The 24,067-nt window shown below is 64.1% G+C and carries 24 protein-coding genes; 16 read left to right on the plus strand and 8 right to left on the minus strand.

Annotated elements, in window-relative coordinates; all coding sequences use genetic code 11:
• Positions 1-8: 8 nt before the first annotated feature.
• Together hflC and hflK are read right to left on the minus strand one after the other, a co-directional pair.
• The gene (hflC, locus tag ACN9MX_RS00205; protein ID WP_363739470.1) at positions 9-854 is read right to left on the minus strand and encodes a protease modulator HflC; all 846 of its coding nucleotides are present in this window, start codon (positions 852-854) and stop codon (positions 9-11) included.
• Positions 854-1,981, minus strand: a complete 1,128-nt coding sequence (gene hflK, locus ACN9MX_RS00210) for an FtsH protease activity modulator HflK (RefSeq protein WP_363830918.1) — start codon at positions 1,979-1,981, stop codon at positions 854-856. Before hflK ends, hflC begins: the two co-directional genes overlap by 1 nt.
• A gap of 334 nt (positions 1,982-2,315) precedes the next feature.
• Here hflK and ACN9MX_RS00215 point away from each other — a divergent pair, with 334 nt between their 5' ends.
• From ACN9MX_RS00215 to ACN9MX_RS00255, 9 genes are all read left to right on the plus strand, one after another.
• Positions 2,316-3,089, plus strand: coding sequence for an Mrp/NBP35 family ATP-binding protein (locus ACN9MX_RS00215; protein ID WP_414714667.1), 774 nt, complete (start codon positions 2,316-2,318; stop codon positions 3,087-3,089).
• Positions 3,090-3,168: 79 nt separating this feature from the next.
• Complete coding sequence (locus tag ACN9MX_RS00220) at positions 3,169-3,618, plus strand: CoA-binding protein (RefSeq protein ID WP_363739476.1); 450 nt, start codon at positions 3,169-3,171, stop codon at positions 3,616-3,618.
• A gap of 39 nt (positions 3,619-3,657) precedes the next feature.
• A complete protein-coding gene (locus tag ACN9MX_RS00225; RefSeq protein WP_363830915.1) occupies positions 3,658-5,925 on the plus strand; it encodes a molybdopterin cofactor-binding domain-containing protein in 2,268 nt (755 codons plus the stop codon).
• A 5-nt stretch (positions 5,926-5,930) separates the two neighbouring features.
• A complete protein-coding gene (gene hemH, locus ACN9MX_RS00230) occupies positions 5,931-6,902 on the plus strand; it encodes a ferrochelatase (RefSeq protein WP_426387205.1) in 972 nt (323 codons plus the stop codon).
• Positions 6,903-6,933: 31 nt separating this feature from the next.
• The gene (phbB, locus tag ACN9MX_RS00235) at positions 6,934-7,656 is read left to right on the plus strand and encodes an acetoacetyl-CoA reductase (protein ID WP_363739480.1); all 723 of its coding nucleotides are present in this window, start codon (positions 6,934-6,936) and stop codon (positions 7,654-7,656) included.
• Positions 7,656-7,931, plus strand: a complete 276-nt coding sequence (locus tag ACN9MX_RS00240) for a ribbon-helix-helix domain-containing protein (protein WP_363739482.1) — start codon at positions 7,656-7,658, stop codon at positions 7,929-7,931. Before phbB ends, ACN9MX_RS00240 begins: the two co-directional genes overlap by 1 nt.
• Before the next feature lie 86 nt (positions 7,932-8,017).
• Positions 8,018-10,579, plus strand: a complete 2,562-nt coding sequence (locus tag ACN9MX_RS00245) for a TonB-dependent receptor (RefSeq protein WP_363830910.1) — start codon at positions 8,018-8,020, stop codon at positions 10,577-10,579.
• Positions 10,580-10,751: 172 nt separating this feature from the next.
• The gene (locus tag ACN9MX_RS00250) at positions 10,752-11,513 is read left to right on the plus strand and encodes an energy transducer TonB (RefSeq protein ID WP_363830908.1); all 762 of its coding nucleotides are present in this window, start codon (positions 10,752-10,754) and stop codon (positions 11,511-11,513) included.
• 43 nt (positions 11,514-11,556) lie between these two features.
• Entirely contained in the window at positions 11,557-12,240 is a 684-nt protein-coding gene (locus ACN9MX_RS00255; protein ID WP_363739488.1) for a Fe2+-dependent dioxygenase, read from the plus strand.
• A gap of 40 nt (positions 12,241-12,280) precedes the next feature.
• Here ACN9MX_RS00255 and ACN9MX_RS00260 read toward each other — a convergent pair whose 3' ends face one another.
• Positions 12,281-13,501, minus strand: a complete 1,221-nt coding sequence (locus ACN9MX_RS00260; protein ID WP_363830905.1) for an MBL fold metallo-hydrolase — start codon at positions 13,499-13,501, stop codon at positions 12,281-12,283.
• 97 nt (positions 13,502-13,598) lie between these two features.
• On the minus strand, positions 13,599-14,711 hold the full coding sequence (dnaN, locus tag ACN9MX_RS00265) for a DNA polymerase III subunit beta (protein WP_133653354.1): 1,113 nt from the start codon (positions 14,709-14,711) through the stop codon (positions 13,599-13,601).
• A gap of 151 nt (positions 14,712-14,862) precedes the next feature.
• Between dnaN and ACN9MX_RS00270 the strand changes: the two genes are divergently transcribed.
• The 3 genes from ACN9MX_RS00270 (at position 14,863) to ACN9MX_RS00280 (ending at position 17,244) form a co-directional block, all read left to right on the plus strand.
• Positions 14,863-15,375 (plus strand): hypothetical protein, encoded by a 513-nt coding sequence (locus ACN9MX_RS00270; protein WP_133653353.1) that lies wholly within the window; start codon positions 14,863-14,865, stop codon positions 15,373-15,375.
• Positions 15,376-15,447: 72 nt separating this feature from the next.
• Complete coding sequence (gene rlmN, locus ACN9MX_RS00275; protein ID WP_363830903.1) at positions 15,448-16,707, plus strand: 23S rRNA (adenine(2503)-C(2))-methyltransferase RlmN; 1,260 nt, start codon at positions 15,448-15,450, stop codon at positions 16,705-16,707.
• A gap of 111 nt (positions 16,708-16,818) precedes the next feature.
• Positions 16,819-17,244 carry a hypothetical protein gene (locus ACN9MX_RS00280; protein WP_363831230.1) on the plus strand — a complete coding sequence of 142 codons (426 nt, stop codon included), beginning with the start codon at positions 16,819-16,821 and terminating at the stop codon, positions 17,242-17,244.
• 51 nt (positions 17,245-17,295) lie between these two features.
• Here the strand turns inward: ACN9MX_RS00280 and ACN9MX_RS00285 are convergent, their stop codons facing one another.
• Positions 17,296-17,805, minus strand: coding sequence for an outer membrane protein (locus tag ACN9MX_RS00285; protein WP_363739496.1), 510 nt, complete (start codon positions 17,803-17,805; stop codon positions 17,296-17,298).
• Positions 17,806-18,169: 364 nt separating this feature from the next.
• Complete coding sequence (locus ACN9MX_RS00290) at positions 18,170-18,676, minus strand: porin family protein (protein WP_363739498.1); 507 nt, start codon at positions 18,674-18,676, stop codon at positions 18,170-18,172.
• A 290-nt stretch (positions 18,677-18,966) separates the two neighbouring features.
• On the opposite strand from ACN9MX_RS00290, the gene ACN9MX_RS00295 reads away from it, so the two are divergent.
• From ACN9MX_RS00295 to ACN9MX_RS00310, 4 genes are all read left to right on the plus strand, one after another.
• Positions 18,967-19,698 (plus strand): cytochrome b/b6 domain-containing protein, encoded by a 732-nt coding sequence (locus ACN9MX_RS00295; RefSeq protein WP_363739500.1) that lies wholly within the window; start codon positions 18,967-18,969, stop codon positions 19,696-19,698.
• On the plus strand, positions 19,695-20,447 hold the full coding sequence (locus tag ACN9MX_RS00300) for a molybdopterin-binding protein (RefSeq protein ID WP_363830900.1): 753 nt from the start codon (positions 19,695-19,697) through the stop codon (positions 20,445-20,447). The genes ACN9MX_RS00295 and ACN9MX_RS00300 overlap by 4 nt, the downstream gene beginning before the upstream one ends.
• 31 nt (positions 20,448-20,478) lie before the next feature.
• Positions 20,479-21,720: a cyclopropane-fatty-acyl-phospholipid synthase family protein gene (locus tag ACN9MX_RS00305; protein WP_363739504.1), complete on the plus strand. Its 1,242-nt coding sequence runs from the start codon at positions 20,479-20,481 to the stop codon at positions 21,718-21,720.
• Positions 21,721-21,828: 108 nt separating this feature from the next.
• Complete coding sequence (locus ACN9MX_RS00310; protein ID WP_363739506.1) at positions 21,829-22,125, plus strand: hypothetical protein; 297 nt, start codon at positions 21,829-21,831, stop codon at positions 22,123-22,125.
• Between the two features lie 51 nt (positions 22,126-22,176).
• On the opposite strand, the gene ACN9MX_RS00315 is transcribed toward ACN9MX_RS00310, so the two are convergent.
• Together ACN9MX_RS00315 and ACN9MX_RS00320 are read right to left on the minus strand one after the other, a co-directional pair.
• On the minus strand, positions 22,177-23,049 hold the full coding sequence (locus ACN9MX_RS00315; protein ID WP_363830897.1) for an FAD:protein FMN transferase: 873 nt from the start codon (positions 23,047-23,049) through the stop codon (positions 22,177-22,179).
• A gap of 101 nt (positions 23,050-23,150) precedes the next feature.
• Positions 23,151-24,056, minus strand: a complete 906-nt coding sequence (locus ACN9MX_RS00320; RefSeq protein ID WP_363830895.1) for a DUF4198 domain-containing protein — start codon at positions 24,054-24,056, stop codon at positions 23,151-23,153.
• Positions 24,057-24,067: the final 11 nt, after the last annotated feature.

Raw genomic sequence — 24,067 nt, forward strand, 5'->3', positions numbered from 1 at the left:
TAATGAAATCAGTGTCCCTGGAACTGCTTCAGGAAATCATTGTCCCGGGAAAGGACCATCGTGGTCGACCCCTGCCGGTCCGGAGCGAAAGTATAGCGATAGGCCTGCATGGCGCGATAGAAATCATAGAATTGGGCGTCCTTGCCGAAGCTTTCCGAATAGATGCGGGCGGCGTTGGCATCCGCTTCGGCGCGGATGATCTGCGCCTGCTTCGCGCCCTGGGCGCGGATGGTGAGCGCTTCCTGCTCCCGCGCCGTGCGCATGCGGGTGAACGCGCTTTCCAGCGGCGCGCCGTCGGGCAGGTCGGCGCGCTTGATCCGCACATCGACGATCTGCGCGCCATATTGCCGGGCGACGCGATTAAGGCCCGCCTCGATATTGTCCATCACCTGGCCCCGTTCAGGGGAGAGCAGCGCCGCGAAAGGCCGCTTGCCCAGTTCGTTGCGCAGCGCGGAGCCCAGAATCGGGCGCAGCGCGTCCGACACCCGGTCTTCGCTGCCCGCCGCGATGTACATGCGCAGCGGATCGACGATGCGGTACCGGGCGAAGGCGTCGACCTGGAGGCGCAACTGGTCGGTGGAAAGCACCTGCTGCCGCTCCATCTCCACCGACAGGACGCGCTTGTCGATCCAGACGACCTGGTCGATGAACGGCCAGCGCAGGATGATGCCCGCGCCGGTCTTGCCGAAATCCTCGTTCGGGCGATAACGGTTGATGATCTTCTTGGGATCGCCAAAACGCACGATCACGCCCTGCTTGGTTTCGGGCACGATGGCGATGGTGCTGCCGATCAGCAGCAGCGCGGCGATGGCGAGCAGCGCCAGCGCGACGGGATGGCGGACAAGGTTCTGCATCACTGGCCCTCCACGGTCGCGCTGCCCTGCGCGGCAGTGCCCTGCGCCCGGCGCTTGAGTTCGGGAAGGGGCAGATAGGGCGTGACATTGCCGCTTTCGACGATGGTCTTGTCGACGTTCGACAGAACACCCTCCATGGTTTCATAATACATGCGGCGGCGGGTGACGTCGGGCGCGAGCCTGTACTGCTCATAGACCTTGTCGAAGGCGGCGGCTTCACCCTGCGCCTTGGCGGTCACCTGCTGCGCGGCGGCGCGGGCTTCGTTGAGATAGGTCTGCGCCGTCTGCTGCGCCGCGGACACCGCCTTGAACGCGTCGTTGACGGCGGTCGGCGGATCGGCCTGCTTGATCGCGACGCCCTGCACCCGGATGCCGGAACGGTAGCCGTCCAATATTTCCTGCATCCGCTGCTCGACCTGCTGCTCGATCTCGGTACGACCGGCGCCCAGCGCATCCTCCAGGCTGACGCTGGCGACGACGGAGCGCATGGCGCTTTCGGCGACTTCACGCACGGATGAGTCCGGGTCGGAAAGCTGGAACAGGTAAAGTTCCGGGCTGCGGATGTTCCAGCGCACCGAATAGGCGAGGTCGATGATGTTCTGGTCGCCGGTCAGGACCAGATTCTCGCTCTCTGCCCGGGTCGAACCGATGTCTATGGTGCGGATTTCCTCGACATCCACGGTCGTCACATTCTCCAGCGGCGCGGGCAGCGTCAGGCTGATGCCGGGGGAGAGGGTACGGCTGTATTTGCCCAGCAGGGTGACGACGCCGCGCTCCTGCGGACCCACGCGGTGGAAACAGGTCAGGACCAGCCACAGCACCACCAATATGCCGATGGCGGCGGGCCACAGTGCCTTGCCGGACGGGCGTGGCGGCAGATTGCCGAAGCCGCCGCCGCCCTGGCCGAAGCTTTCCTTGCTGCGGCGGAGCAGTTCCTCGATCGCCGAAGGGCCCTTGGCGCCGGGGCGTCCCGGCTGGGTCCAGGGGTTGCGCGGTCCATCGCGCCCCTTGCCTTCGTCGCCCTTGCCCTGGCCGTCACTGCCGTCCGGGCCGTCGCCCTTGCCGCCCCACGGACCCTGGACCATGGCGTTCGCTATGTCCGGTATCCACCCGAAAAATCTCTTCATGCCCTCTCTATAGGTAGGCTCTCCGGCGAAAAACAGTGCCCATCGCAACGATTATTGTTTCGAATGATGTCGGTGGCGAAGAAAAACGGCCGCCTGCCGGTTTCGTCCGATGAGGAAATTCCCTAGATGGCCTGCCATGACTCAGCTTGAAGATTTCGCCGCCCGCCTGAAAACGCTGACCGACGGCCGCGCCAGCGCGCCGCGCCTCAAGGACGGGGTGATGTCGCTGGCGCTGGACGTGGCGGGCCTGTCGCCCGAGCAGCGTGATGCGGTGGCCGCCGCGATCCGCGAGGGCGGGCTGGCCGTGCCCGGCGTCGATGATGTGCGCATCGCCATGACGGCCGAGCGCAAGCCGCTGAGGATCGTTGCCGTCGCATCGGGCAAGGGCGGGGTCGGCAAATCGACCCTCTCGGCCAATCTTGCGGTCGCGCTGCGGCGGCTGGGGGTGAAGGTCGGACTGGTCGACGCCGACATTTACGGCCCCTCGCAGGCGCGCCTGATGGCGAGCGAGGACAGGAAACCGCAGGCGCGGGACAAGCAGCTTATCCCGGTGCAAAGCCCCCTCGGCATTCCGATGCTGTCCATGGGACATCTGGTCGAACCCGGAAAGGCGCTGGCCTGGCGCGGGCCGATGGCGGGCAATGCCCTGGCCCAGCTGATCGAGGCGGATTGGGGCGATGTGGAACTGTTGATCGTCGACATGCCGCCGGGCACGGGCGACGTCCAGCTTTCGATGGTGCAGAAGCACAAGCCGGTCGGCGCCGTCATCGTCTCCACGCCCCAGGATCTCGCGCTGATCGACGCGGTCCGGGCGGTGAGCCTGTTCGAACAGACGCAGGTGCCGATCATCGGTCTGGTCGAGAATATGGCCGGCTATGCCTGTCCCCATTGCGGGGAAATGTCCGATCCCTTCGGGCAGGGCGGTGCGGAAGCCGCCGCCGGGGAGATGGGCATGCCCTTCCTGGGGCGCATTCCGCTGGCCATCGACATTCGTCGCCGCTCCGATGCGGGCGATCCTCCTGCGGCCGACGCGGATGGGTACGGCGCCACCTTCCGCGCCATTGCGGAGAAGGTTGCGGCCTGGCTGGAGGGCAGGGCGGGCTCTTAAGCCTCGCCCGTGGTTGGGGGAACGGCTTGCGTCCCTCCCGCGTCCTTCCCATGTCATGGTAAATATGGAGGACCGCTGCATGCCGCTTACCGACGCGCAGGACATAGCTGATCTGTTGAACGAAACCCGCACCATAGCGCTGGTCGGGATTTCCGACCGGCCCGACCGGCCGAGCTATGGCGTGATGAAGACGCTGCAGGATCACGGTTATCGCGTGCTGCCGGTCAATCCGCAGATCGCCGGCGAGCATGTCCATGGCGAATTCGTCTGGGCCAGCCTGTCGGACATCGGCGTGCCGATCGACATGGTCGACATCTTCCGCCGCAGCGAGGCGGCGGGGGATGCGGTGGACGATGCCATAGCCGCCGGGGCCAAGGCCGTCTGGATGCAACTGGCCGTGATCAATGAGGCGGCCGCCGCCAGGGCGGAGGCGGCGGGACTCAAGGTGGTCATGGATCGCTGTCCCGCGATCGAGATACGCCGCCTCCGGCTCGACCCGGTCACGAACCGTTCGGCAGGCGCGCAATAGGGCTTTGCAGAGCTTCCAAGCCTCTTTATCAGCGGTTTCATGGGGCGCGCACCGCGGAAGCAGGGTCAGCAGACGAAAAGGGGCTTGAACCGGCGCAGCCTGCTTGTCGGCGGGGGCGCGACGGCGGGGCTTTTGCTGGCATGGGCGGTATGGCCCCGATCCTATCGCCCCAATCTCAACACCGCGCCGGGTGAGACGGCCTTCAACGCATTCCTGAAGATCGACCGGACCGGCCAGGTGGTCGTGATCGTGCCGCAGACGGAGATGGGGCAGGGCGTCACCACCCTGCTGCCGCAGATACTGGCGGACGAACTGGGGGCGGACTGGCGAACCGTCGGGGTGCAGAGCGCGCCGATCGGCCCGCTCTATGCCAATGTCCTGCTGGCGCGCGAATGGCTGGCCAGTGACTGGAGCCGGCTGGCGGGCGGAGCGGGCGAATGGACCATCGACCAATATGCGATCCGCCGCGCCCTGATGCTGACCGGAGCGGGCACGTCGATCCCGATGTTCCACCAGGCCTATCGGGAGGCGGGGGCGGCGGCGCGGGTTCTGCTGTGCAAGGCGGCGGCGGCCCGCTGGGACGTCGCCTGGGAAAGCTGCGATATCCAGAACGGCATCATTTCCGACGGCGGACAGCGCAGATTGAAGCTGGGCGAGGTGGTGGAGGATGCGGCCACCTACGACCTGCCTGAGATCCTGCCCTTCCGCCAGTCGGAGGTGGACCGGCTGGCGGGGCAGGAACTGCCACGGCTCGACACCCCGTCCAAGATCGACGGCAGCCATAATTTCGCGGCCGACATCCGCCTGCCCGACATGGTCTTCGCCTCCATCCGCCAGGGTCCCATCGGCGACGCCGTCCTGAAAAGCGTCAATGAGCGGACGGCGAAATCCGTCACCGGATTCCTGAAGCTGGTGCGGCAGGAACGCTGGGTCGCGGTGGTGGCCAGCAACTGGTGGGCGGCAAACAGGGCGCTGGACCTGGCCGATCCCCTCTTCGCGCTGTCCGGCAAGCCGGTGGACAGTGCCGGGATCCAGGCAACGCTGGAGCAGGCCTTTTCCGGTTCCGGCGAACGGCTCTACGCGCAGGGTGATCTGGGGCCGCTGTTCGAGGATGCGACCATCCTCGCCAGTGAATATAGGGTGGCTCCAGGGCTGCACCTGGCGCCGGAGCCGATGTGCGCCACCGCCCGGATCAGCGAGGACAGCGCGGAGGTGTGGATGGCGACGCAGGCGCCCGGCCTGGCGCGCGCCGCCATCGCCCGCGCGCTGGGGCTGCCGGCGCAGGCGGTAACGCTATACCCGCTGCATGCCGGCGGGGGCTATGGACGCCGTATGGACTTCGACGCGGGCGTGCAAGCCGCGCTGCTTTCCCGCGAAATGGGGCGTCCCGTGCAACTGCTCTGGTCCCGGCTCGAGGATGTGATCCAGGACCGGCCCAGCGCCCCCGCCCATGCGCGCATGGCGGGCAAGCTGGGTCGCAACGGAGCGGTCGAAGGCTGGTCGGCGAAGGTTGCCGCCCCCTGCGCCATGACCCAGACATGGGCGCGCATCGCCCATGGCAAACCCGCATATGAAGCCAGCGCCGATGCCGCCGGCACGTCCACCCGGCTGGCGGTGGCGGGCATGGAACTGCCCTATGCCGTGCCCAATTGGGCGGTGGATCACTTTCCGGCCGATGTCGGCCTGCCCCTGGGGTTCGCGCGCGGCAACGCGCATCTGCACGGCGCTTTCTTCACCGAAAGCTTCATGGACGAACTTGCCCATCAGGCGCAGATGGAGGCGATGTCCTTCCGCATCCAGATGCTGGGCGGCAATCCCCGGCTCGCACATTGCCTGACCACGGTGGGCGCGATGGGCGGCTGGCAGGGCGGCATAGAGGGAAGCGGGCAGGGGCTGGCGGCGCATGTGATGAACGGCGCCTTCATCGCCGTCATGGTGGAGGCGGGCATAGCCGAGGGCAAGCTCCAGGTGTCGCGGATCATCGCTGCCGTTGATGGGGGGGAGCAGATCAATCCCGACGTCGCCAGACAGCAGGTCGAAAGCGGCCTGATCCACGGCCTGGCCTTCGCCATGGGTGCGTCCGTCCCCTATGCGAAGGGCATGCCGACGCGGGCGATTCTGGGCCGCATGGACCTGCCCCGCCTCGGCGATGTGGGAGAGGTTACCGTTGAACTGGTGCGCAGCACCGCGCCCCCCGCCGGGCTGACCGATCTCGGCGCCCCGCTGGTGGCGCCCGCTGTCGCCAATGCACTGTTCACCACCGCCGGGCGGCGTTTCCGCACCGTGCCCCTGCTGATGGAAGGGTGAAGCCTGTGGGCAAGATCGGCCTGCTCCTTATCAATCTCGGCACGCCCGATGGCCCGGACCCTGCGTCGGTGCGGCGCTATCTTGCCGAATTCCTGTCCGACCGCCGCGTCGTGGAAATCCCGCCATTGCTGTGGCAGCCGATATTGCGCGGCCCGATCCTGCTGACGCGTCCCAGGAAATCCGCCCATGCCTATCGCCAGGTCTGGATGAAGGAGGGGGGACCGCTCGCGGTTTACACGCGCGATACCGCCCACGCCATGCAGGAACGGATGGGTCCGGACGTGATGGTGGATTGGGCGATGCGCTATGGTAATCCGGCGGTCGGCGCGCGGCTGGAAGCCATGGTCGCCGCCGGGTGCAATCGCATCCTTCTGGCACCGCTTTATCCCCAATATTGCGCGGCGACGACGGCCAGTGCGCTCGACGCCGCCTATGCCGCGCTCGCAAAGATGCGGGCGCAACCGGCGATCCGCACGCTGCCGCCCTATCATGTCGATCCGGCTTATATCGAGGCGCTGCGCGCATCGACGCAGGCGCAACTCGCCTCGCTGGATTTCGCGCCGGACCTGCTGATCGCCAGCTTCCACGGCATGCCGGAGCGCACAAGGCAATTGGGCGATCCCTATCGCGACCAATGCGTCGATAGCGCAAGGCTGCTGGGCGAGGCATTGGGGCGGGAGGTGCGCGTCACCTTTCAATCGCGTTTTGGCCCTGCGAAATGGCTGGGTCCGGCGACGGATGAGGTGCTGCGCCAGCTCCCTTCCGAAAATGTCCGGAATGTTGCTGTCCTGACCCCCGGATTTTCGGCGGACTGCCTGGAAACCCTAGAGGAAATCGCCATTCGCGGTAAAGAGGACTTTATCGCTTCCGGCGGTAATAATTTTGTCCATTTGAGTTGTTTGAACGCGTCTTCGGACGCTATTAATCTGTATGAAGATCTGGCCCGTCGCGAACTGGCTGGCTGGTTGGAGAGATAAGTTTCGTCCCGTTTTTTGAAGGAGAGCCACCATGAGCAAAGTTGCAGTCGTCACGGGCGGAACACGTGGAATTGGCGAGGCAATCAGCCTGGCCCTCAAGGAGATGGGGTTCACGGTCGCGGCCAACTATGCCGGCAATGACGCCAAGGCGCAGGCCTTTTCGGAAAAGACCGGCATAGCCTCCTTCAAATGGGACGTGGGCGACCACCAGGCCTGCCTGGACGGCTGCGCGCAGGTGACAGAGGCGCTGGGACCGATCGATGTCGTGGTCAACAATGCCGGCATCACGCGCGACGGCGTGCTGGCGAAGATGAGCTTTGACGACTGGAACGAGGTGATGCGCATCAATCTGGGCGGTTGCTTCAACATGGCGAAGGCGACCTTCGGGGGAATGCGGGAACGCGGCTGGGGCCGTTTCGTCAATATTGGTTCGATCAACGGCCAGGCGGGCCAATATGGTCAGGTCAACTATGCCGCCGCCAAGTCGGGCATCCATGGCTTCACCAAGGCGCTGGCGCAGGAAGGCGCAAAATATGGCGTCACCGTCAACGCGATCGCGCCGGGCTATATCGATACGGACATGGTTGCCGCGGTGCCGCCGCCGGTGCTGGAGAAGATCGTGGCCAAGATTCCCGTCGGCCGCCTGGGCCGCGCCGAGGAAATAGCCCGTGGGGTCGCCTTTTTCTGCAGCGAGGACGGCGGTTTCGTGACCGGCAGCACGCTGTCGATCAATGGCGGCCAGCACATGTACTGATGGAAGAGGAGGGGCGTTCCCAAGGCGCTTCGGCGTCGGCGACATCGCCCTTCGCTCCGCCGGTCAAGCGCAGCGTGACCATTGCGGGCCATCAGACCGCGATCAGCCTTGAGCCGATATTCTGGCAAGCCCTTCGCACGGCCGCTGCGCGAGAGGGTTTGCCGGTAAACGCGTTGATCGCGCGCATAGATGTGGCCCGCATGGCGGCGGCCGACCCACCCAACCTTGGCAGCGCCATAAGGTGCTGGCTCTTCGACGATACTATACGATCATAAAATAATAATTATTCGCAATAGCGTTGACTCTGCGAACAAGTCGCAATAGCAGGCCCCTCAAGTTTCAAGAAAGGGGTTCTGTTTTCATGTCCAAAGCACTGTCACGGCCTTCCTTCCTGGCGCTGAGCTGCGTCGGCGCCATGGCGTTCGCATCGTCCGCCCAAGCCCAGGATAATGCGCAGGGGCCCAGGCTCGGCGGGATGACGGTCACCGATACGGCGATCGACGAATCCCCCGTCAAGGTAGAGAAGGCCGAATCGCCCAAATATACTCGCCCGCTGCTCGATACGCCTCAGACCATCACCGTGATCGGCAAGGAAACCATCCAGCAGCAGAACCTGCTGACGCTGCGCGAAGTGCTGTCCACGGTTCCAGGCATCACCTTTGGCGCTGGCGAGGGCGGCTTCGGCTATGGCGATCGCATCATCCTGCGCGGGCAGGACGCGAAGAACGACGTGACGGTCGATGGCGTGCGATCCGGGGCATTCCTGAACCGCAACGAAGTCTATAATATCGAGCAGGTTGAAGTCACCAACGGCGCCAATTCGGTCATGAACGGTGGCGGTTCGGTTGCCGGCACGATCAACCTGGTTACGAAGCGCCCGCTGGCCGACGACCAGATCATCCTCAATGCAGGGATCGGCACCGACAACTATTATCGCGCGACCATCGATGCGAACAAGCGTGTCAACGACCTGATCGCGGTGCGCCTCAATGCCGTCTATCACGCCAATGACGTGCCCGGTCGCGATGTCGAGGATTACAAGCGCTGGGGCGTCGCGCCCGCCATCACGATCGGTATCGACAGCCCGACCAGCCTGACGCTGCAGGGGGAATATCTGGATGACAAGGCGATGCCGCAATATGGCATCCGCTATTTCCCGGCGCTGGGCGGCATCCTCAAGCAGTTCGACCGTTCCGGCTATTACGGCTTCGCCAATCTGGACCGGCAGGACAGCAAGACCAAGTCGTTGCAGGCGATCTTCAGCCATGCCTTCAGCGATACCGTCAAGGTCCGCAACCTGACGCGCTACGAACATATCCGCCAGGATACGGTGACCAGCCAGCCGAACGGCGTCTTCTGCCTCGACAACGGCACGGCGGCCGGCTTCAATCCGGACACCGGCGGCGCCTGCACCCAGCGCATCGGGACAACAGCGGCGGGCGAGACGTTGACCATTCCGGTGGGCTATTATGTACCGACGGGCGGTCGCGGGAACCAGCGTTTCATCACCAATGAGACCGCCTATAACCAGATCGACCTCAGCGCCGATTTCGACACTGGCGGCATCGGCCATACGCTGGTCATCGGCGGCTCTGCCTTGTGGGAGCGTTACGACCAGTTGCAGGGCAGCCTGGGCCGCACCGCAAACGGCTTCGATCCCTATGCCGCGCCCTTTACGGCCCCGGCAACCGGCGCGGGTGCGGCCAACCCGGCCTATAATGCCGCCGCCAGCCTGGGCTTCTACTTGCCGCTGGTGAACATAGCCGATCCGTCGTCGGGCATCGTCGGCCCGGCCGCGACCACCGGCCTGGCGCGCGCCTATGGCAGCAACAATTATGTCGGCCCCGTCAACTTCACCCTCGGCACGCATAATGTGGGCGAGCAGACCAGCTATGCCGCCTATCTGTTCGACACGATGAAGTTCACCGACTGGTTCGAGATCAACGGCGGTATCCGTTATGAGAAGGTCCGGGGCTTCAACCGCACCTTCACCTACAACACGACCGGCGGGTCGGCGCAGCTCGGCCAGATCAGCACGGTCGGCAACCGGCTGGAGATCGATGACAATCTCTTCTCCTTCCGCGTGGGCGCTGTCGTGAAGCCGACGCCGGACACCAGCCTGTATGTCGCTTTCGGCAACTCCAAGCTGCCATCGAAATCGTCGGTCGACGGCAGCTGTACGGCGGACAATGTGGCCGGCGGTGGCGGCTCCTGCAATGTCAGGCCCGAGACCACGAAGAATTACGAGATCGGCGCGAAGGCGGACCTCTTCGACAAGCAGTTGCTGCTGACGCTGGCGCTGTTCCGCAATGATCGCAACCAGATCAAGGTCGTGTCAGGCGATCCGCTTCTGCCTGATCAGGCGACGGACGGTTTCCAGCGGGTGCAGGGCCTGTCCTTCGGCGCGTCGGGCAACATCACCAGCAACTGGACCATTTCGGCCAACTACATGTATCTCAAGAGCAAGATCAAGCAGGGCGTCTCCGACTATTGCCTTGCCCATCCCGGCGCGACCGATCCGGCAGCCGGCACCTGCGCGAACAGCACTGCCTTCCCCGATCCGACTGCGGGCTATTCGCTGACCAACACGCCGAAGCATTCGGGCAGCCTGTTCACCACCTACCGCTTCGGCTTTGGGCTGGAGCTGGGCTATGGCCTGACCTATCAGGGCAGCTTCCTGATGAACCAGCCTAGTCTCGCCCAGCTCGTCGCCAACAGCTATGTCGGCTACCGGGTGCCCAGCTACACCATTCACCGTTTCATGGCGTCCTATCCGATCACGGAAAAGCTGAAGGCGCAGGTGAACGTGCAGAACTTCACCAACGAGAAATATGTGACCACCGTTCGCACCAACATCAACAACAGCTGGGCGCAGCCGGCCCCGACCCGATCGGCCGTGTTCAGCCTCAACTACATGTTCTGACGATCCTGTCCCCCGGCAATCGTCCCTTGCCGGGGGACACGGGCGGGTGGCGATGCACTCCTATCCTCCTCGGGTCGCCACCCGCCCGATCCCATATAAAGATGCGATTGAGTAGCATTAGGATTCGCGTTATGGACGGCCTTCGCCTGCACGGCGGCAAAGGGGATCTGGCATGCTTCGCGTAGCAGATAGATTTGTGGAAGAGGGTGGGGAAAATGGGGTTGTCCCCCTGTCTGCCGCGCGGCCATCCCTTTCCAGCGTGCCGGCTCAACTCGACGCTGCTCCGGCCCGCTATGGTGCCCGGAGCGGGGTGAACGTCCCCGCCATCCTTGTCATCCTCCTGCTTCATGCCGTGATCATCGCCGCGCTGGTCCATGCCCGCCATCATGTGCATCGGATGCGGGAAGCCCGGCTGTCGGTCGTGAATCTCATGCCGCCGCCGCCGCCTCCATCTGTGAAGGCTCCGCCGCCCCCGCCGCAGAGCAGGATCGTCACGCCGCCGCCGCTGGTGAAAGTACCTCCGGCGCCGGCGCCGACCGTGGCGACCACGCCGACCATCGTTCCTCCTGCACCACCCGCGCCGCCGCTGGCAGTCCCCGCGCCACCTTCGCCGCCCGCCATCTCCGTGGGGTCGAGCATCGTTCAGGGCGGCGACCTGGGCACGCAGATGATTGCGGGCAAGCCGCCCCGCTATCCGGTGGAGAGCCGTCGCAAGCGTGAGCAGGGGACCGTCCTTCTTGCGTTGACGCTGGGTCTGGATGGCGCGGTGGAAAGCCTCTCCATCGCGCAGAGCAGTGGTTTTGCCCGACTGGACAATGCCGCGCGCGACGCGGTACGCGGCTGGCGCTGGAAGCCCGTGATGCGCGACGGCCAGCCCGTGCGGGTCAAGGGCGTGGTCGAAATCCCGTTCGTCCTGCGCAGCGGAGTAGAGTGAGAGACATGGCCTGCATCCTTCGTGCCCGGATCTCTTCATCGGCATGCTGACCGTCATCCCCGACCTGCTGGACGACCAGGCCGTCACGCGCGTCCGCGCATTGATCGACGCGGCGCAATGGGTCGACGGCAACGTCACTTCCGGACATCAGTCGGCGCTCGCCAAGCACAACCTGCAATTGCCGGAGGATAGCGCCGAAGCGAAGCAGGCCGGGCAGATCGTGCTGGACGCCCTTGGTCGATCGCCCCTGTTCATCGCCGCCGCGCTGCCGCTCAAGGTCTTCCCTCCACTGTTCAACAGCTATGCGGGCGGGCAGGCCTTCGGCACCCATGTGGACAATGCCGTCAGGATACAGGCGGGTACCGGCTTTCGCGTCCGATCCGACCTGTCGATCACCGTTTTTCTGGAAGAGCCCGGCGGCTATGACGGTGGGGAATTGACGATCGAGACGAATTTCGGCGTGCAGCAGGTGAAATTGCCGACGGGCCATGCCGTGCTCTATCCATCATCGTCATTGCACAGGGTGGAGCCTGTGACCCGCGGACGCCGGGTGGCCAGCTTCTTCTGGCTCCAGTCGATGGTGCGGGACGATGCGGCGCGCCAGATGCTGTTCGATCTCGACAGCAGCATTCAGGCGCTAGCCAGCACGCTGGGGCATGAGGATGCGCAGGTCATCCGGCTGACTGGCGTATATCACAATCTGTTGCGGCGGTGGGCAGACGCCTGATCGCGACAGGAATGGGAGAAGGGCGGCACGCCATGCCCGACTATTCCAGCCGCGCAACTGCGTCCGCGTCGCAGCGCCGCTTTCCGATCCGCGCGGACGACCAGGCCGGAACCTGGATCGCCTGCCCCGCCTTCAAGGGCGCGAAACGCTGACGGTCGATGCCGGCGCAGCGCAGATACAGTTCCAGCAATTTGGGCGGCGTGTCCCATTTCTCGTAGGAGAGATGAAAGGTCCCCCAGTGGATGGGGATCGCGGTTGAAGCATTCAGCGTCTTGAACAGCGTCACGGCCTGCTCCGGTCCGATATGCGCGTCCGACTGCATCTGTCCCGGCCAGAAGCGGAAAGCGCCGATAGGGATCAGCGCCAGCCTGATCGGCCCAAGCCGCGCCGCTTCCTCTGCCCATGTCATGTCGCCTGCGCCGGTGTCGCCCGCGAAGAAGATATTGCCCGCTCGCGTGCTGACGAAAAAGCCAGACCAGAGCGCCCGGTTTCGGTCGGTGCCCCAGCGGCTGCTCCAATGATGATTGCGCACCACATGGACGCGATAATCCGGGCAATGCTCATAATTCTCGCACTGGATCACGCTATTCTCGCCCAGGCCGTTCAGCGCAGCGCCGCTTGTCGAACGGCCCCAGTCCAGCGCCGTTGAAGGAATGCCGTTCGCCTTCAGGATGATGTCATTGCCCAGGCTGGTGATGATCTTCGGCCTGTCCCGCTCCCACAATCTTTTCAGGGTGGGAATGTCCATATGATCATAATGATTGTGGCTGAGAAGGATGAGGTCGATCTTCGGCAGATCGTCGAAGCGCACGCCCGGCTGCGTCACCCGCTTCGGACCCAGCGGCGGGAAGGGGCTGGCATAGTCGGACCAGATCGGATCCGTCAGGATATTGAGGCCGGCCGCCTGAACCAGCACGGTCGCATGTCCCACCCAGGTGGCGACCATGCCGCGTGGCGCGGCGAAGGCCGGAGGGCGGGAGGGCTTTACCGCCACCCTGTCGGGCCATGCGGGTCGGTCGTCCTGCCGCAGCAGCCAGCGGGCCACCAAGCCGCGCTGGTTATGGCCCGGCGGCGCGGGATAGCGCCTTTCCCCATCGGGATTGAAGAAACGCGCGCCGTCATAATGGCGGCTGACCGGCCCTTCATAATAGATGCGGTCGAGAAAGGGTGGAACGATGGTAACCGCCAGACACAGCGTCACCGCCAGAAACAGCAGCGCCGCGCCCAATCCCCTCATGATTTTCCCGACAACTGGGCCCATGCCATTTCCCGCTCCGATCAACAGCTTGGACATAGCGTCGATCAGGACATCGGCAAGCGCTGAGAATAGCCGCGCTTTCGAAGCGCGCGGCCGATCCTCAGACGCGCATCGGCATCAGTACGTAGAGCGCCGGGCTGCGGTCGTCTTCCCGGATCAGCGTCGGCGCGGCGGCGTCGGCGAGATGCAGTTCCACCAGCTCACTGTCGATCTGGCCGAGAATGTCGAGCAGATAGCGAGCATTGAAACCGATGTCGAAGCCTTCGCCCTGGAACGCGCCGGGCACTTCTTCGGCCGCGGTGCCGTTTTCCGGGCTGGTGACGGACAGGGTGATCTTGTCGCGGTCCAGCGTCATCTTGACGGCGCGCGTCTTTTCCGTGGCGATAGTGGCAACGCGGTCAACACCTTCCTCGAAGCTGCGCGGGTCGATCTTGAGCAGCTTGTCATTGGCGGTCGGGATGACCCGGCTGTAATCCGGGAAAGTGCCGTCGATCAGCTTGCTGGTCAGGATCGCGTTGCCCAGGCCGAAGCGGATCTTGCTGGCGGAGAGCGAAATCTGCACAGAACCTTCGACCTCGTCGAGCAGCTTGCGCAGTTCGCCGATGCACTTCCGCGGCACGATGATGCCCGGCATGCCGTCGGCGCCATCCGGACGCGGCACGGTGACGCGGGCGAGGCGATGGCCGTCGGTCGCGGCCGCCTTCAGCACGGGTTGCCCCTCGTCGGAAACATGGAAATAAATGCCGTTCAGATAATAGCGCGTCTCTTCGGTCGAGATGGCGAAGCGCGTCTTGTCGATGATCTGCTTCAGCGTTTCGGCCGGCAGTTCGAAGCTGGTCGGCAGGTCGCCTTCCGCGATCACCGGGAAATCGTCGCGCGGCAGGGTGGACAGGTTGAAGCGGGCGCGCCCCGCCTGGATCAGCATCTTGCCCTCGGCCGCCTGGAGCGAGACCTGCGATCCTTCGGGCAGCTTGCGAGCGATGTCGAACAGGGTGTGCGCGGAAATCGTGGTCGCGCCAGGCTGTTCGACCTGCGCGGCGACGCTTTCGACGATCTGGAGGTCGAGATCGGTCGCCATCAGCTTGATCGCGCCATCCGCCGATGCTTCGATCAGCACGTTGGACAGGATCGGAATCGTGTTGCGCCGCTCCACCACCGACTGGACGTGGCTGAGGCTCTTGAGCAGCGTTGCGCGTTCGATGGTGGCCTTCATGTCCCTGTTCTGTCCGTTTCTTTTCTGCGCAAAGCCCGAACTCGGTCGAATCCGGGCGACAATGATGGATGGTCCTTCATAGCCGCTGTGACGGCCCCTGCAAGCGCTGGGTGATCGTTTCGTTTGGCAAAGGGTTGCAAAAGGGATCAGCATGCGCTTTGCCGGTGATGTGAAAGCTCCATGGCTCCTCGTCCTGCCCTTCATGATGACTGGCGTCGCGGCCGAGGCGCGGGATTCGCTGGGCGTTTTCGAAGCATGGGGCGCGTTTCGCGATCCTGCCCTTCCTGATGCCAATGGTCCGCGCTGCTATGCGCTGTCCGTGCCGGTGGCGACCGGCGGTGACGGCTTTGCCGCGGTGGGAAGCTGGCCGCGCCAGCGGGTGCGGGGTCAGGTGCATTTCCGCCTGAGCCGGATGCGGGCGAGCGATGCGGCGGTGATCCTGAATGTGGGGGATCGCCGCTTTTCACTGGTGGCGGGGCAGGTCGATGCCTGGGCGCCCGATGCGCGGGTGGATGCCGCGATCGTCGCTGCGATGCGCTCCGCGACCAGCATGAGCGTGCAAACGCGGGACGGGCGCGGGCGCGGCTTTGCCGACACCTATGCGTTGCGCGGCGCGGCCACGGCGATCGATGCGGCGGCACTGGGATGCGCGCGATTGCGGTGAGCCGGGTGGAAGTGGGCGGGGTTCATGCGGTCGCCCTTCCAAATTCCCCCAAAATCCGCTATGGGCGCGGCCATGCAGACAGCCGCCAACCCCCTGATGCCGATTCCCGGCGCTATCGACCCTGTGCCCGTGCCCCGCGCCGTTACGCCCCGTGAGGATGGACGGATCGACCTGATGGGACTGTCGCGGCCGCAGATCAAGGATGCGCTGGAAGAGGCCGGGCTCGACGCCAGGCAGGCGAAGCTGCGGTCCAAGCAACTTTTCCACTGGCTCTATCATCGCGGCGAGACCGATTTCGACGCCATGACCGACCTCGCCAAGCCGATGCGCGGCTGGATGGCGGGGCGTTTCGTCGTAGGGCGCCCGGAAGTGGTCGAGGCGCAGGTCTCCAGCGACGGCACGCGCAAGTGGCTGCTGCGCTCCGATGATGGCCAGGATTATGAGATGGTGTTCATCCCGGACGCGGATCGGGGCACGCTCTGCGTGTCGAGCCAGGTGGGCTGCACGCTCAACTGCCGTTTCTGCCATACCGGCACGATGCGGCTGGTGCGCAACCTGACGCCGGGCGAGATTGTGGGTCAGGTCATGCTGGCCCGCGATGCCCTTGGCGAATGGCCCAAGGGGAGCATGGCGTCGGCCAATGACGATGAGGCCGACGACGCCTCGCAATATACGACCGACGGTCGCATGCTGACCAACATCGTGATGATGGGGATGGGCGAGCCGCTCTACAATTTCGACCATGTGCGCGACGCGTTGAAGGTCGTGATGGACGGCGATGGCCTCGCCCTGTCGAAGCGGCGCATCACCCTCTCCACCTCCGGCGTCGTGCCGATGATGGCGCGGGCGGGCGAAGAGATCGGCGTCAACCTTGCCGTGTCGCTGCATGCCGTTACCAAGGATGTGCGCGACGAACTGGTGCCGCTCAACAGGAAGTTCGGCATCGATCAGCTTTTGCAGGCCTGCGCCGACTATCCGGGCGCGAACAATGCGCGGCGCATCACTTTCGAATATGTCATGATCAAGGACAAGAACGACAGCGACGAGGATGCGCGGGAACTGGTCCGCCTGCTCCGCCAGTACAAGCTGCCGGCGAAGGTCAATCTGATCCCGTTCAATCCCTGGCCGGGCACGGATTATGAATGTTCGACGCCCGAACGCATCAGGCGCTTTTCCGACATCGTGTTCGAGGGCGGGATCAGCGCGCCGGTGCGCACGCCCCGCGGACGGGACATCATGGCGGCCTGCGGGCAGCTCAAGTCCGCGAGCGAGAAGAAGAGTCGCGCAGAACTCGACCGGCTGGCGGCGGAGAAGCAAGCCGCGCTCGGATAGAGCGGGGCTGATGGTGCGCGCCCAAGTGGCACGAGAAACGAAACCCCGCCCGGAACGGCGGGGTTTTTCTTTGGCCCTTCGTCCGGGCGGCATGAAGAAGGGTGAATGGGAATGACGGACGAAGAGATTGAATGGATCGCGACGGGCTTTTGCGCGCGAACGCTCCCCAAGGAGGAGTGGACCCACAGGGCCCATTTTGCGATGGCATTATGGCTGATGCTGCGGCGGCCTGATCTGGTGCCGGAGCGCGACATGCCGGGGATGATCGCGGCCTATAATGAAAGCGTGGGCGGCGTGAACAGCGATACGTCCGGCTATCATGAGACGATCACACAGGCGTCGCTGGGTGCGGCGCGGGCGGTGCTGGCGGGATTGCCGGAAGGCGTGTCGCCAGGGCAAGCCTTTGCCGCGCTGATGGCCTCCCCCATGGCCGACAAGGATTGGCCGTTTGCCTATTGGTCGCGTGAGCGGTTGATGTCGGCGGAAGCGCGGCGGACCTGGATGGCGCCGGATCTGAAACCCCTGCCTTGGGCATAGAAAAAGGGCGGCCCGTCAGGACCGCCCTTTCCCTGTTCCATCCGAGAGGGATTAGAAACGGAAACCGACGCCGACGATGCCGGCATCACGGCTGACATTGTCCTCATACTCGCTGCGCTGATATTCAGCCGAGATGTAGGTGTTGCCGGTCACTGCGAATTCGATACCACCGCCGTAGCGAACGCCTTCGATCGAACCACCGAAGTTGCTGTTCGACGCTTCGAGGCGGGTGTTGGCATAGCCGACCTTGCCGAAGGCGAGAACGCGCGGGGTCAGGATGTAGCCCAGACGGACCGAAGCAGCCAGGTCACGGCTGACTTCCGTGCCATTGCCGCCGACAGTGGTGTCGCTGAACGACACTTCCGGGCCGAAGGTGATGTTCGGGGTGACGGCCAGGTCGTAGCCGGTCGACACGCCATAAGCGAAGCCGTCGTTACCGCCGAGCTTGTCATAGCCGCCGATGACGCCCGCGCGCGGGCCAGTGAAGGGCGCGGCGTCCTGAGCGAAAGCGGGAGCGGAAATGGCGGCAGCAGCAAGGGCTGCGAAAATCACAGTCTTCATAAAATCCTCATATCATCAGAAACGAATAGTCCTGTAATTTGGACTGTCGTTTGTTCTTTTTACGGGATGACGTTACATGTCATTATTTGATCGTCATCTGGAACGCCGATATTGACCGGCCTATCCTCCCGTCCTGCATGCAGCGAAACTGATCGCTGACGACGCGCATATGTAACGAGATTGTCATTGTTGCAACATGGATATGAACTTTACAAATGTATGATGCTTTTTCGCAACAGTCTGACTTTGCATGAAAATGGGGCGGCTCCGCTGGGGCCGCCCCATTTTTGAATCGCGTCTCGCCTGGAGCGATTTCCAAGCGATCGGAATCGATCGCTGGTTAGGAAATCGCGGGAAACCCGCTCTAGAAGCGGAAGCCGACGCCCACTACGCCCGCGTCCCGACCGCCAAAATTATTTTCATATTCGGTCCGCTGATATTCGGCCGAGATATAGGTGCGCGGCGTTACCGAATATTCGAGGCCACCGCCATAGCGGACGCCTTCCAGCGTCTGGTGGTCGCCGGGAATTTCGAAGCGGCTGTTGGCGTAGCCCACCTTGCCGAACGCCAGCACCTGCGGCGTCACGACATAGCCCAGGCGCACCGATGCGGCGAGATCGCGGCTCGCATCGACGCCGCCGAACTTGGCCGTGGAATCGCTGAACGACACTTCCGGACCGAAAGTTACGCGGGGGGTGACGGCCAGGTCATAGCCGGTGGATACACCGTAGCTGAAGCCGTCGCCGCCATGGACCTTGTCATAACCCATGGTGACGCCAGCGCGCGGCCCAGTAAAGGGTGTAGCATCCTGAGCAAAGGCAGGAACAGAAACGGTGGCAGCAGCAATCGCTGCGAAAATCGCAGTTTTCATGGTATTCCTCTTGACTTGTTCTATACCCTGAACCGGGTGAGATCGATTTATGTTCTCAATCGGTTTTTAAAAGAGACTGAGTTGTAAAATATTTTCCATTTCGTCCCTCTTGAATTGACAGGGCATCGATCCATAGAAGCTTCAAAAGCCGGGAAATTGACTTGTTCCCGGCAGGGTGCTTATGGACCCGAAATCTGGCTCCCACATGAATGGAAGCATGAAAAATGATTCATGGGGCAGGGCAGCCCATCCTTTTTGACGCTGCTGGTGCAAAGGGGTAACAGTTGCCCATGGACCGTCTCTCATCCCAGGCAGGATCGGCCGAACCGAAGCTGGTGCTGCGCCACCGGTGGCCGACGCGTTTGTGGCATTGGCTGAATGCGTTGCTGCTCTACACGTTGTTCGCCAGCGGGCTTGGCATCTTCAACGCGCATCCCCGGCTCTATTGGGGGCAATATGGCGCGAATTTCGACCGGCCCTGGCTGGAACTTGGGCGGTTCGGACGCTGGCTGACCCTGCCCGCCCATTATGATCTGGCGATGTCGCGGCACTGGCATCTGACCGCCGCGCCGATCTTTGCCTTTGCGCTGCTCCTCTATATGCTCTGGAGCCTGTTCGGCGGGCATCTGGGGCGTGACCTCGCCTTCCGGCGGGGGGAGCTGGCGCCCCGCCACATCTGGCAGGACATCCGGGACCATGCCCGGCTGCGCTTCCCGACCGGCGAAGCGGCGCTGCGGTACAATGTATTGCAAAAGGGAAGCTATATCGGCGTGATCTTCGTCTTGCTGCCGCTCGTGATACTGACCGGGCTGACGATGGCGCCGGGGATGAACGCGGCATGGCCCTGGCTGGTCGACCTGTTCGGCGGTCGGCAATCGGCGCGCTCGATCCATTTCATCGCGGCCTTCACGCTGGTGGCTTTCTTCCTGGTGCATATGCTGATGGTGCTGCTTGCCGGCCCCCTGAACGAAATCCGCTCGATGATCAGCGGTCGATACCGCCTGCCCGAGGTGCGGCGATGAGCCTGATCCTCAACCGGCGCAGCCTGGTGCTGGGCGCCGCTGCGACGCTTGTGGGATGCGATCGGCTTGCGAAGAACGAGACAGTCCGCGAGACGCTGTTTTCCGCCGCGAATTTCCACAAATGGGCGCAGCGCAGCCTGATGGCGCGCGACGCGCTGGCCCGGGAGTTCCGCCCCGACCAGATTTCGCCCTTTTTCCGGCCCAACGGCACCGCCAATCCGAACACGCCCGAATATAAGGCGCTGTGGCGCCGCGATTTTGCCGACTGGCGGCTGGATGTAGCCGGACTCGTGGCACGGCCGCTGTCCCTTTCGCTGGCGCAGATCCGGGCCTTGCCCCATCGCGAGCAGATCACGCGCCATGACTGCGTCGAGGGGTGGAGTGCCATCGGCAAATGGCGGGGCGTGCCGTTGAAGCGGATTCTGGACGCGGCGGGGCTGCGGGATGGGGCACGCTACATCGTCTTTCACTGCGCCGACGACATGGGCGGCGGAGGCGGCTATTATGAGAGCATCGATCTGGTGGACGCCTTTCACCCGCAGACCATCCTGGCCTTCGCGCTGAACGACCGGCCCCTGCGCGTGGCGAACGGCGCGCCGCTCCGGCTGAGGGTGGAGCGGCAACTGGGCTACAAGCAGGCGAAATATCTGATGAAGATTGAAGCGGTTGCAAGTCTCCACGGCATAGCAGGAGGGAAGGGCGGCTATTGGGAGGACCGCGCCGGCTATGATTGGTATGCAGGCATTTGACGCGAACGAAATGACCTGACAGGGTGGTCCCATGAAATTGTTCGATCGCGTCATCAAACGGCTCGTCACGCGCGGCCAGCTCGACATTTACTATCATGACGGCAGGAAGATCACGGTCGGGGTCGCCGAACCCGGCTTTCCTGCGCTGGCGCTGAAATTCCATGATGCGCGGGTGCCGTTCGACATCATCAAGGATCCGCGCCTGGGCATGGCCGAGGCGTTCATGGACGGGCGGGTCACCATAGAGGGCGGCGGGATCATGGAACTGATCTCGCTCATCCGCATGAACAATGCGTGGGAAACGGGCAAGTCGATCAGCGACCTGGGTTCCGTCAAGCGTGGTTTCAAGGCGATCCGCCGGAAGCTGTGGGCGGCCAATCACCGTTCCCGTGCGAAGGCCAATGTCGCGCATCACTATGATCTGTCGGGCGCGCTCTACGCGCTCTTTCTTGACCGTGACCGGCAATATAGCTGCGCCTATTTCCCCGATGCCGACAATGAGGCGGGCATCAGCCTGGAACAGGCACAGGAGGACAAGAAGGCCCATATCGCGGCCAAGCTGCACCTGAAGCCGGGGATGAAGGTGCTGGACATAGGCTGCGGCTGGGGTGGCATGGCGCTGTACCTGCATCGCACCTGCGGCGTCGACGTGACCGGCATCACCTTGTCGGAAGAGCAGTTGAAAGTCGCGCGACAGCGGGCGCAGGACCTGGGCGTGGCCGACCATGTGCGTTTCGAACTGATCGACTATCGCGACATAGAGGGGCCATTTGACCGCATCGTGTCGGTGGGCATGTTCGAGCATGTCGGGACCAAGGATTACCGCACCTTCTACAACAAATGCCGCGACCTGCTGACGCCCGACGGGGTCATGCTGATCCACACCATCGGGCGGGTCGACGGGCCGGGGATCACCGATGCCTTCACCCAGAAATATATCTTCCCCGGCGGCTATATCCCCGCCCTGTCGGAGATGATCCAGGGCAGCGAGGGCACGCGGCTGATGGTCACGGATGTGGAGGTGTTGCGGATGCATTACGGCCTCACCATCCGCGAATGGTACAAGCGGACCCTGGCGCACAAGGCCGACATCATCGCGCTTTATGACGAGCGGTTCTTCCGCCTCTGGACCTTCTATCTGGCGGGTGCCGCCACGGTGTTCGAGCATGGCAGCATGGTGAATTACCAGGTCCAATATGTCCGGGACCGCCGCAGCCTGCCGATCACGCGCGACTATATGCTGGAGGCGGAAGGCGCCCTGCGCGGCCGCTGAGAATCCATGAACGGGGGCTGACGACGTCGTTCCCGGACGGTTCAGTAAGGTCGGCGCATCTTCCCACCATGGCCCGGTGACGGGTGTCCATGTTGAGGAGAGACGGACATGAATATCTTGTGGAAGGGTGCGGCGGCTCTGGGCCTGGCGATCACCGCCATGGGGGTCGGTGCAGGCCCTGCACAGGCGCAATATTATGGCGGCTACGGTTATCGCGACGGATATCACGGCGACCGTTGGGATGACCGCCGTTGGGACGGCAGGCGCGACTGGCGCGATGACGACCGCCGTCACTGGCGCGGCGACCGGCGCTACTGGCGCGGGCATTATCGCCAGCGTTGCTGGACGGAGTGGCGCTACAACCATTATCGCGACCGTCGCGTGAAGGTGCGGGTCTGCAACTGAGCCGGGCGATCCTCCTTGTCTTGCGATGAGGAGGATCCGACCATCCGCCATTCACTCCAGCATGGCGGCAAGGGCAGGGGTCATATATTCCTGCCCCCTTCCTTGCAGCCTTCGGATCAGGCAGGCAGCGATCCCGTGGCGGGTGGCGAGGGTCATGCCGGCGTCATGGCCAAGGACGGTGATCGCCGTGGCCCAGGCATCGGCCCACATCGCGCTGTCGTGGAGCACCGTCACCGAGGCGACATCGTTGGCGATCGGCGCGCCGCGGGCGGGATCCATGCTGTGGGAGAGGCGAGCGCCTCCTTCCTCGCGGAAGCGGCGATAATCGCCGGATGTCGCGACGGACAGGCCGCAAAGAGCGATGCGGAGGCTTGGCAGCGAAAGACCGGGAGGGGCCTCCACATCCACCCACCAGGGCTGAAGATCAGGCCTGACGCCTTGTCCGCGCAATTCGCCGCCGATTTCGACGAGGAAATGTGCCGCGCCCAACTCGCGTAGCGTATCGGCGACCATGTCCACGGCAAAGCCCTTGGCGATGCCTGAAAAGTCCAATGTCACATCAGCCATCCGCCGGGCGCTGCCGCCTTCGATCTCGATGACGCTCCAGGGGGAGGGGTGATGGGGCACGACGGAAAGGCCCGTCGGCCCGTTGGGACCAAAGCCCCATTTCTCCACCAGCCGGCCCACCGCCGGATCGAAGGCGCCGCCCGATATCCGGGCCATGTCCAGCCCGGCGCGCAGCACGGTCATCATGTCAGGGGGAAGCGGCATCCAATCGCCGACCGGCGCGGCGTTGAAGCGGCTGATGGCGGAATGCTCCTCCCAATTGCTCATCTGCGCAATGACCCGGCCCAGCACTGCCTCTATCGCAGCTCTGCTGTCGGGGGGTGCGTCCACGATGCGGGCGGACCAGCTTGTGCCCATGGTCGGACCGCAAAGGGCGCTGATCCTGCCCGCCCGATTGCTCGATTCGAACAGGGCGGGCGAGAGGCCGGGCGGGATGGCGATGCGGATCGCGTCGGGGATCAGCCCTGCACCTCTACCGTCATCGCATAGGTGGCGCGGTCTTGGGGCGGACCCATGAGCGGGCGGGGGCCGCCTTCACCCTGCGCCTGACCCTGCGGCCGCCCCGCGCCGGGCGCATTGCCTGTACCGCCCGCACCCGGACCAGGTCCGCGCCGTCCGCCGGAACTGATGCTGACCCAATACATGCCTGCTTCCGGCCAGGTGAAGCTGACCTTGCCGTTGGCGTCGGTTTTCGCGTCCATCTGCCCGAGGTCCGACCGATACCGGATGCCGCCCGGAATGGCGACGACATCCATGCCGGCTGCCGGCTTGCCGTTCAGCAGGAACTGGAAGGTGGCGGGTTCACCCACCGCAAGGTCATTGGGATGGGTGACGGGCACCATCTCCAGCCCCGTGCCGGTCGTTGCGAAGACCTTTCGGTCCGGTTCGCCCGCTGTCACGAAGGTTTCGATCCGGGTGCGCGCCGTCGCCGTCTGCACGTCTGTCGCGCCCTGCGGCACGGCGGTCGCCAGCGTCGCGGCCGTGGTGCCGCGGGGCAGCATCTTGCGCTCGCCATCCAGCATGTAGCTGCCCATCAGCATCTCGTTGACGATGGCGATCTTGTAGGTGCCCTTGGTCTTGATGCCCAGGTCGAAGGTCTGGCGCAACTTGCCGACGCTACGATTTTCCACTTGGACTGCACTGCCGTCGGGTGCGGTCACCACCGGCTGCCAGTCCTGGCCCGGATGGTCGAAATAATAAAGATCGCTCGAAATGGCGGCGTCCACCGTTACCCATTCATTGCCGGAGCCGGCGAACATGGTTTCGGAGGGCAGCATCCAGGGCCGCGCCGCGCCCGCCATTTGCGGCAGAGCCATGGCGACCGTCGCGGCGAGCAGGAACAGCGGTTTGCGGAACTTCATCATGGCTTCCTCCC

Source organism: Sphingobium sp. R-21 (assembly GCF_049913335.1).
GTDB lineage: Bacteria > Pseudomonadota > Alphaproteobacteria > Sphingomonadales > Sphingomonadaceae > Sphingobium.